Below are 9,817 nucleotides of genomic sequence, written 5' to 3'. Positions count from 1 at the left end.
TGGAACTTCAGCAACCATTGCTTCTGTTGTAATCAGAAGGCTAGCAATTGAAGCCGCATTCTGGAGAGCAGAACGCACAACTTTCACTGGATCAACAATTCCCAAAGCAATCAAATCACCAAATTCACCCGTGGCAGTATTGTAACCATAAGTGTCAGCATTATTTTCCAGCACTTTGCCCACAATAATAGCGGCTTCTTCACCGGCATTGGTTGCGATTTGACGTGCTGGCGCTTGAAGAGCACGACGAACGATATGAATACCTGCTTCTTGGTCAGGATTGCTTCCTTTAACGGTCAACGCATTTGCTGCACGCAACAATGCGGTACCACCACCAGCAACAATACCTTCTTCAACAGCAGCACGTGTTGCATTCAAAGCATCATCAACACGGTCTTTCTTTTCTTTCACTTCAACTTCTGTTGCACCACCCACGCGGATAACAGCAACACCACCAGCGAGTTTAGCAAGTCTTTCTTGCAATTTCTCACGGTCATAGTCAGAAGTTGTTTCTTCGATCTGAGCCTTGATTTGATTGACGCGAGCAGTAATTTCAGACTTTTGTCCAGCACCATCAATAATGGTGGTGTTTTCTTTAGAAATGTTCACTTTCTTTGCACGTCCAAGCATATCCAAAGTGACATTTTCAAGTTTAATGCCCACATCTTCAGAAATAACCTGTCCGGATGTCAAGATTGCGATATCCTCTAACATTGCTTTACGGCGATCACCAAATCCAGGTGCTTTTACAGCAGCAATTTTCAAACCACCACGCAACTTGTTGACCACGAGTGTTGCCAAAGCTTCACCTTCCACATCTTCAGCGATAATGAGAAGTGGTTTTCCAGATTGCACAACAGCTTCAAGCACTGGAAGAAGAGATTGTAGATTAGACAATTTCTTTTCGTGAATGAGAATGTAAGGATCATCAAGATCAGCGACCATTTTCTCAGCATTTGTGACAAAATAAGGGGAAAGATACCCACGGTCAAATTGCATTCCTTCAACGACTTCTAATTCCGTTTCAGCAGTTTTAGCTTCTTCTACGGTAATGACGCCTTCATTGCCCACTTTTTCCATAGCATCAGCGATCATTTTACCGATTTCAGCAGCACCATTAGCAGAAATAGTTCCTACTTGTGCAATTTCTGCTGAAGTTTGGATTTTTTTTGCTTTTTTGAAGAGGTTTGCCACCACTTCATCCACAGCAGCATCAATCCCGCGTTTAAGATCCATTGGGTTCATGCCAGCAGCAACAGCTTTAACGCCTTCTTGCACAATAGCTTGTCCTAAAACAGTTGCTGTTGTTGTTCCATCACCAGCGATATCATTGGTTTTAGAAGCAACTTCGCGCAACATTTGTGCACCCATATTTTCGAACTTATCTTCAAGTTCAATTTCCTTTGCAACGGATACACCATCTTTTGTGATGCGAGGCGCACCGAATGATTTATCAATCACCACATTACGACCTTTAGGGCCGAGTGTCACCTTAACAGCATTAGCAAGGATGTCGACACCGCGCAACAAACGCTCACGCGCTTCACGGCCAAATTTGACTTCTTTAGCAGCCATTTAATTTCTCCTTGGAGTTTTCTCAAAATAGTACACAATGAAAAGTTAAGCGCTTCAATTAGCCCATAATTCCCATAATGTCAGATTCTTTCATGATGAGGAGGTCTTCCCCATTAATCTTGACTTCAGTTCCAGACCATTTTCCAAAGAGGATACGGTCTCCTGTTTTGACTTCTAAAGGCACACGCTTTCCGTTATCATCGAGAGCGCCATTGCCAACAGCAATCACTTCGCCTTCTTGAGGTTTTTCTTTTGCTGTATCAGGGATGATAATCCCACCAGCCGTTTTATTTTCAGATTCAACCCGACGGACAACGACACGGTCGTGAAGTGGGCGGAATTGTATATTAGCCATGTTTTAAATCCTTAAAACTGAACATAATTGCATTAATCTTAAAAGTTCTTGCTAGCACTCATAGCTTGAGAGTGCTAGTATAAGTTAGATATAAAATCTGCATCTCTTAATGTCAAGAATAGCCATAAAATAATTTCTCTAAATGAAGCTTCAAAGTCTTGCCTCTCATTGCACTTTCGCGTTATTTAGCTTTTTTAAGAACCCGTGAACAAAAAAGGATCTTATCATGGTTGAAACACGTCAGGAAACGGATAGCTTTGGAACGATTTCGGTACGTCAAGATCGTTATTGGGGAGCACAAACTGAACGTTCACTGCATAATTTTAATATTGGCAGTGAAAAGCAGCCTCTTGCCATCATCTATGCCTTAGCCCTTATCAAAAAAGCTGCAGCTGTTGTAAATATGGACAAAGGAAAACTACCAGCAAATATTGGAAAAGCAATTATTGCCGCCGCCGATGAAGTGCTTGCCGGCGATTTTGATACGCATTTCCCACTCTCCGTCTGGCAAACAGGTTCTGGCACACAAAGCAATATGAATGTCAATGAAGTCATTGCTAATCGTGCCAGTAAGATTTTGGGAGGAAAACTTGGAAGCAAAAAACCAGTTCATCCCAATGACCATGTCAATATGAGTCAATCATCGAACGATTCCTTTCCCACAGCGCTTCACATTGCCACCACGTTGCAAACACGCCAACACTTACTGCCAATCCTTGAAGCTCTTATTGCTACACTAAAACAAAAAGAGCAAGAATTTGCAGACATCATTAAAATCGGCCGCACCCATACCCAAGATGCAACGCCTTTAACCTTAGGACAAGAATTTTCAGGCTATCGTGCCGCATTAGAAGCCAATCTTCAGCGCATTGAAAATGCTCTAACCGATGTTCACATGCTTGCTCAAGGTGGCACGGCTGTTGGCACAGGACTAAATGCGCCAAAAGGTTTTGACATTGCTTTTGCGCAAACAGTGAGCGCTTTCACAGGAATAACGTTTCAAACTGCCAGCAATAAATTTGAAGCACTCGCCCATCATGGAGCCCTTGCGCATTTCCATGGGAGCTTGAATGCCTTAGCTGCTGATCTGTTTAAAATTGCTAATGACATTCGATTTTTGGGCTCAGGACCACGTTCAGGTTTAGGGGAACTCAGTCTTCCCGAAAATGAACCCGGATCTTCCATCATGCCAGGCAAAGTTAATCCCACGCAATGTGAAGCCTTAACCATGGTCGCATGCCAAGTTTTTGGCAATCACACCAGCGTAACCTTTGCCGCAAGCCAAGGACATTTTGAACTCAACGTTTATAAACCTGTTATTGGCTATAACGTTTTACAATCAATTACCCTTCTTGGTGATTGCATGCGCTCTTTTGATGAACATTGCATTCAAGGATTACGAGCCAATCGCATTCATATTCACTCGCTCATGGAGCGCTCACTCATGTTAGTCACAGCTCTTGCACCAGAAATTGGCTATGAAAAAGCTGCTGAAATTGCCAAAGCAGCGCATAAAAATGATACAACTTTGCGCGCAGAAGCAATAAAAGCTGGCGTTTCTGGAGCTGATTATGACCGGCTGGTTGATCCCAAAAAGATGATTTCTCCCCAATAAACAACTCACTAAAAAAAGATGCAAACGTCTTAAAACAAATCTTTCTGTCAAAAGATCGGGGTGTTTACACCCCGACGATGACCGATAACGATTATCCACAGCGTTCATTTTAGGCTCTGGTCCATATTTCTGCTCTTGTCTCAATGAGATAATGTATTTATCTATAATGATAATCTCGCGTCATTCATATTGAATGAGAATCCTGAATACCGTAGGATTTTCTCATTTTAAATCTGTCCCATGTTAAATCAATCAAAATCACTTACTTCCACATCACAAGCGGGATAAATGTATGGATAGAAGTTGTATAAAATAAGAAATGACTAAAAACGCCTCTAACGAACCGCCTCAAGTGCCAAGAACTGTCACAACATTGTGGAGAGGGCTGTCACAACACCCACGAGCTGGTAAATATAATGATCGTACCGGCTTGATTCTTTATGAAGCGTAAAGATAAGGGGGGCTCAATGGCTTTATCTTTATACCATTCACGAGCCACCGCCATGAAATGGGTTTGGGAGCATTGAGAAATGTCTCCTTTATGAAGCGTGAAGATAGAAGTGCTCAATAGAGGAACAGCTGTTGGAAAAAACTCAATGCACCGAAAGGTTTTGGCCTTTACTGAAACAATCAGCTCTCTGACAGGGATATCCTTGACAGTTCGCAAAAAATTTTGGAGCATTTACCCATCATGACGCCCTCACCCATTTCCACAAAAACCTGAGTGCACGCGCTAATCTCTTTAAAATTGCCAACGACATTCAGTTTTTAGGCTCTCATCCACGTTCCGGCTTTAAGCGAACGAAAAGAAGAATTTATCGTTTTACATGGTGCATGAGAAACCTCATGAAACATCAGATTCTCGCACTTTGCTCCTTCTTATTCTTCATATCCCATTCAATCAATCAAAACTATTCGCTTGGATTGTTATAAGCAAAAGTGGCATATAGATAAAAAAAGAAATAAAGAAATAAAGTCGCTCATCCTCTCAAGTGCTCAAAAGGCTATCGCAATACAAAGCTACGCAATATCAGAAACGAGCAAAGAATGTGATGGTGCCAATATGTATTTTTTACGATCAATTGAATATTAAGCACAATGATATCAATCATTATAGACAATATATTTAAAACTTAACAACAAAGAGTGTTTTTAATATATATATAATAATGGTTCTTTAAAAAATTAAAATCTTATTTACTATACTATATTTTTTTCTAAAACATAGAAAACACTGAAGGAATATATACAAACCCTGAAAAATTAAGAAAAACGCGGAATAATAGCACGAAAACAAGTTTTAAAAACACTTTAATATGGTTAATTATAGATTTTATACGTATTTTAGTTTTCATAATGATATTAACTATAGATTTTTTTAACCAATTTGTATATAATACGATTTGTATCCGAAATGAATTGGGGATGTTTTTATGAAAACAAAATATTTAATCGCACTATCTATTTTCACTTTCATTACCACTTCAACAGCGCAAGCAGCAGATACGGTAATCTTTGAGCAATCAAAACCGAAGGTTTCATTGCAAAATGATTCATCGTCACGTATCACACCGGTTACTGTTTCTGCGCCTTTTTCTTGGTCTGGTTTTTATTTTGGAGGACAAATTGGATATTTTTCCAGTAAAAATACTCTAGATTACGCAAAAGAAGCCAGGGACGGAAAATGGGCTTGGGTTGATAGAGATTTATCACCGAAACCATCAGGATTGAGAGCAGGTTTGTATGCAGGTTCTAATATTGATCTGGGAGAGAACCTTGTTTTCGGTTTTGATACGGACATAGTCTGGTCTGGGAGGAAAAGCACCCAAACAGACAATGGAAAGAAAATTCTAGATGAATTAGACTCTATTAACATTGCCTTTAAAGAAGCTGGGATTCCTATCGTAAAACCTGCAGCTCAGGATGAAACGATACCCAACTATGGTGACATTGTTGTCAGCAGTGTAACATTGAAAGAAAAATGGTCTGGTGCTGCACGCGCGCGTATTGGTTTTGCTTCCCATCGTCTTATGCCTTATGTTGCAGGGGGTATAGCCTATACACAAATGCAATATATCATGTCACTTTTATCAAAATCACAAGAAGATTCGACAGTTTTTGCTTCTGGCGATGTGTTAGATAAAACAAAAACAATGTTTGGTTACACTATTGGTGGTGGTTTTGATCTTGCAATGACAGATAATATCATCATGCGTACAGAATATCGTTATTCAGATTTTTTGAAAAAGAAATTTGCAGACGATAACCTTGAAATCTCTTCTCAAACGCATGATGTTCGCTTTGGTATCGCTTATAAATTCTAAGTTTTGTAGAAAAATTGAACTCTTAAAAAACCCTGTTAAAACGGGGTTTTTTTTATGCCTCTTTTCCTCCTAAAAAGACGCAGATTCTAAAAACCAAGACTAAACTGTAAACAAATCGTCACAAAACAATAAAGCCTCTCCCTCTTTTAAAGCAAGCTCCTATCCTCTCCCCCTTTCATGTATACATTTAGAATATAAAAGCTTTACCATCATACCACTGGCTACCATCGTAAAATAAATGAGAGCAGTTATTAAGAGATGTTTCTTTAAAAGAACTATGGATATTGTGCATCAATTGCAGTTTTATAGGATGATGTTGACTTGCCTCCCCACTCTCAAAGGATCAAGATTCTAAAACCCATTTCTAAAATCATGTCCGTTTGTAAAAACACAACAACTCTTGGGGACTCTTGGGGCAGGCTCCTCTTGGCGCCTCCCCATGGAATGCCCTTAAACCTAAAGTAAAACAAACACTCTTAAGAATATCCAACACACACTGAAAAAAAATTACTGTAACGTTTCAAGGAAGTTTACAGACCCTATATGACCACACTTCAAATGACAGTGTTTACAGCTATTGTATACCAGAGTAGAGAGAGGATATTGCGGTTCTCTGTTTATGTAATTTCTGTAACGGGGAGACAGCTTCATTTGGGGAGAATATGAAGTTGTCAAGGCAAAAACCAATTTCCAACCTTACTATTTCTTTTTACTTCGGTTTTACGACTTTCAAAGCCTCTAAAGCACTATCTTTTAGGCCTCTACAGCTCTGTCTTTTAAAGAAAGGAGTTTACGCATTGCCTCATGCTTGTGTTTCTCACGGGACTTTTTTGGATCACGCCCCTCATGTCATACGACAGCGCTCCAAACCAAACACACTCAAATCCCAAACACACTCAAATCCCAAACACACTCAAATCCAAGACACTTGGGTTGGTAATTCACATGCGTGTTTTCAAGAAACATCTCTCAAAACCCTGACGCCCATTTTGCAATAACGCCCACAAGAATATAAAATCTATAGAGCATCATCTTTACACTTCATAAAAGTGCAAGATAAAAGTGCAAGCTGGCACCATCCATCATATACTCCTACCCCCCAATGATGCCCTTGAAACGGTTTATTAAGAGGCATTTTTATTCATTTTTTGTAAAATTTCATTCCACATTTTGTAAAATTTCATTCCACAATAGCGCATCTAGCTTGCAATGTACAAAAGACATGATTTCGGTTAATTTACTATAAATAAACTTAAAATAAACAAACTTAAAATGAAAGAATCCTATGGTATTCGAGGTTTTTCATTCAACATGCAAAACAGTGAACACTATTTATAAATCCCACATGTTTTATAAATTAACATGATACGCCATAACAGGATAAAGGAAAATCTCTATGAGATGGTGCGGGTGGTCGGACTCGAACCGACACTCCTCTCGGAACCAGATTTTGAGTCTGGCGCGTCTACCAGTTCCACCACACCCGCACATTGCTACAAAAGACAGTACTTAAAATACAGACTTGTCGATTATTCCTTTGCACTATATGAAGAAGCACAGATTCGTCAACAGCAGACTTCTCATTTTTTAAGAATTCATATCATTTTCTTATCTGTTTTATGAAATATTTTCTTTATTGGATTTCTCTACCGGATTTATAACAATCTCATTTGTAAAGTCTTTACCTCTTAAATTTATAGAAAGCCTCATGATATTAAACAAATTAAAGCTTTGGACGATTTCTTTGGCAAATCGGCGTACTGCACCACACTGGCTTGGTTTCATTGCCTTTATTGAAAGTTCTGTTTTTCCAATTCCCATAGATGTTTTATATATTCCGATGCTGCTTATCCATCAAAAGCGAGTTTATCGCTATGCTTTGATTGCGACTATCTGTTCTGTATTAGGAGGCATTGCCGGTTGGTTTATCGGACATTTTGCCTATGATACTCTTGCCAAACCCATTTTAGAAATTTATGGTAAGGTTGAAAGTTTTGAATCTCTGAAAAATAGTGCAACCCTGCAATTTCTAGTCATTTTACTGATAACATCAGGTTTTTTTCATCTTCCCCCCATCAAAATTGTCACAATTTTGGCCGGTGTAATGAGTGTACGTCTTGAACTTTTCATTCTTATTTGTATTTTTTCTAGAGGCGCTCGTTTTTATCTTCTCGCGTGGCTGATTAAACATTTTGGGCAAAAAGCAATGAATTTTCTAGTACAGAATTTCAAATGGATTATTCTCATTGGTTGTGTTAGTCTCGTTTTAATTTATGGGATTTTCATAGCTTTTTTAAACAAAAAGCTTTTATAAGGAACAGACTTAATGGCGTGCGTTTTGTCTTCTCACCCACTTTTATACAAGCACCTTCATCTTGAACCCAGCAGAAAAGAACAAAGTTTATGGGCTTTTTTTCTCGCTTTTTGCTTGTCCGCTACAATAGGTCTTGCCCTTGGTTTTGAATATTTTGGAGGGTATCTTCCTTGCGATTTGTGTCTCATAGAGCGTTTTCCCTATTATGGTGCCATACCCTTTTTGCTCTTAGCAGGTTTTGGGGCATGTTTTTTTCGCATGTCTGCTTGGATACAACTTTTATTTTTGTGTGTTTTTGTCTTAATGTGTATAAGCCTTGTTTTAGCCATTTATCATGCAGGTGTTGAATATGGCTTTTGGGCAGCCCCCCTCAGTTGTGGTTTAAGCGCAGTGAGAAAAACCTCAGACATTAACCAGCTTCTTAACCAATTAAACAACATTCATCCCCCTTCTTGTTCTGAAGCATCCGCACGCTTTCTTTTTCTTTCATTTGCCGGCTGGAATGTCGTTGCTAGTCTATTTTACATGCTTATCAGTTTTTATGTTGCCTCAAAAGGACTCCTTTCAAGCAATAAGAAACTCTAACCATAAAATAGAAATGAAGCCGCGTGCACTCGTTCTCTCCAATCGCTTCCCCCTAAACCAACAACCCTCCAGTCACCAATCACCACCCAAAACCACCCACCGCCAAACCAACCCAACAACCCACCTATCACCAATATCCCTCCTCTAGCGTTGTACGCAAAAGACAAAAATAAGCAGATATATCCATTTTATGGTTTCACCTCTCTGTACTTATGAGCAACATTTTGATAAAAACTCGTGATAGAAAAGCCGTAAAATAATAAGTGAGGGGACCGATAAATATAAATGGTCTGCTATGGCTGAAGATAAGAACACAGCGCCTTCTACCCTATCACCTATTTCCTTAGATATAACCAAACTTGAAGAACCATGTGTTATGATGGAACATGATTATAATGCATGGCGCGAGCATATAAGAGAAAGAGATTTAAATGCTCCTTACAAAAAACCACCTCACATAAAACCACGAATCAAATCGGCACCACGCATCAGACAAGTTTTTTGGTGCGATTTTCCTCATGATTCGATACTCCCTGAATTTTGGAAAAAGCGGCCTGTTTTAGTGCTTTCTAAGAATGCAAAATTATATGGAAATGTGACAGTTTTACCTTTTTCAACGAAATCACAACCCAATAATCCCGCTGCGTATCCAATACAATCTCCCATAGAAAATAAAAAAGCATGGATTATCTGCAATTATGTCACAACAGTTTCTGTAAGTCGTTTAAGTTGCTCACGTACTGTTCCAAGATTATCCAGCGAAGATTTTCATAAAGTTGTAGCTCTGATGCTCAAACATTTACCGCATTTACACTATTGACTTTTGAAAAAAATAAGCGTATATGTATCACCATATACGGCATCAGTAATGGTGGCCGCTTCCCCGAAAGGGGAGATAGGAACGAAGGAGTGGGCAACCGCTCCTTTCGTCATTTTTGGTATTTTTTTTGAGAACTTTTTAGCCATTTTTTGCAACCTTCCCTAGAACATATCCAACATTCATTCTCCACCGTTGTTGTTTTGAAATATCTGCGATTTGGGGTAAGCAG

General features: G+C 39.2%; 9 protein-coding genes and 1 tRNA gene. 6 read left to right on the top strand and 4 right to left on the bottom strand.

Annotated elements, in window-relative coordinates:
* Both groL and groES read right to left on the bottom strand, forming a co-directional pair.
* On the bottom strand, positions 1-1,575 hold a 1,575-nt coding region (gene groL / locus ACFIJ7_RS01955), incomplete at its 3' end, for a chaperonin GroEL (protein WP_375644485.1).
* Between the two features lie 58 nt (positions 1,576-1,633).
* On the bottom strand, positions 1,634-1,930 hold the full coding sequence (gene groES / locus ACFIJ7_RS01950) for a co-chaperone GroES (protein ID WP_005774667.1): 297 nt from the start codon (positions 1,928-1,930) through the stop codon (positions 1,634-1,636).
* 226 nt (positions 1,931-2,156) lie between these two features.
* On the opposite strand from groES, the gene fumC reads away from it, so the two are divergent.
* The 3 genes from fumC (at position 2,157) to ACFIJ7_RS01935 (ending at position 5,869) form a co-directional block, all read left to right on the top strand.
* Positions 2,157-3,545: a class II fumarate hydratase gene (gene fumC, locus ACFIJ7_RS01945; protein ID WP_375644484.1), complete on the top strand. Its 1,389-nt coding sequence runs from the start codon at positions 2,157-2,159 to the stop codon at positions 3,543-3,545.
* Positions 3,546-3,864: 319 nt separating this feature from the next.
* On the top strand, positions 3,865-3,996 hold the full coding sequence (locus ACFIJ7_RS01940; protein ID WP_375635571.1) for a hypothetical protein: 132 nt from the start codon (positions 3,865-3,867) through the stop codon (positions 3,994-3,996).
* A gap of 982 nt (positions 3,997-4,978) precedes the next feature.
* Positions 4,979-5,869: an outer membrane protein gene (locus ACFIJ7_RS01935; protein ID WP_375635570.1), complete on the top strand. Its 891-nt coding sequence runs from the start codon at positions 4,979-4,981 to the stop codon at positions 5,867-5,869.
* A 1,402-nt stretch (positions 5,870-7,271) separates the two neighbouring features.
* Here the strand turns inward: ACFIJ7_RS01935 and ACFIJ7_RS01930 are convergent.
* Positions 7,272-7,356: transfer RNA gene (locus ACFIJ7_RS01930), tRNA-Leu, on the bottom strand.
* 221 nt (positions 7,357-7,577) lie between these two features.
* On the opposite strand from ACFIJ7_RS01930, the gene ACFIJ7_RS01925 reads away from it, so the two are divergent.
* Together ACFIJ7_RS01925 and ACFIJ7_RS01920 are read left to right on the top strand one after the other, a co-directional pair.
* Positions 7,578-8,183: a YqaA family protein gene (locus ACFIJ7_RS01925; RefSeq protein WP_015856907.1), complete on the top strand. Its 606-nt coding sequence runs from the start codon at positions 7,578-7,580 to the stop codon at positions 8,181-8,183.
* 12 nt (positions 8,184-8,195) lie between these two features.
* Entirely contained in the window at positions 8,196-8,768 is a 573-nt protein-coding gene (locus ACFIJ7_RS01920; RefSeq protein ID WP_015856908.1) for a disulfide bond formation protein B, read from the top strand.
* On the opposite strand, the gene ACFIJ7_RS01915 is transcribed toward ACFIJ7_RS01920, so the two are convergent.
* Positions 8,765-8,902 (bottom strand): hypothetical protein, encoded by a 138-nt coding sequence (locus ACFIJ7_RS01915; protein WP_375644483.1) that lies wholly within the window; start codon positions 8,900-8,902, stop codon positions 8,765-8,767. The genes ACFIJ7_RS01920 and ACFIJ7_RS01915 overlap by 4 nt on opposite strands.
* Positions 8,903-9,063: 161 nt before the next feature.
* Here ACFIJ7_RS01915 and ACFIJ7_RS01910 point away from each other — a divergent pair, with 161 nt between their 5' ends.
* Positions 9,064-9,588: a type II toxin-antitoxin system PemK/MazF family toxin gene (locus ACFIJ7_RS01910; protein ID WP_375635568.1), complete on the top strand. Its 525-nt coding sequence runs from the start codon at positions 9,064-9,066 to the stop codon at positions 9,586-9,588.
* Positions 9,589-9,817 lie beyond the last annotated feature (229 nt).

The organism is Bartonella sp. MR100HLJHH, assembly GCF_042194215.1.
GTDB classification, from domain to species: domain Bacteria; phylum Pseudomonadota; class Alphaproteobacteria; order Rhizobiales; family Rhizobiaceae; genus Bartonella; species Bartonella grahamii.
The sequence above is the reverse complement of the archived record's forward strand: the minus strand, read 5'-3'. Positions and strand labels throughout refer to the sequence as shown.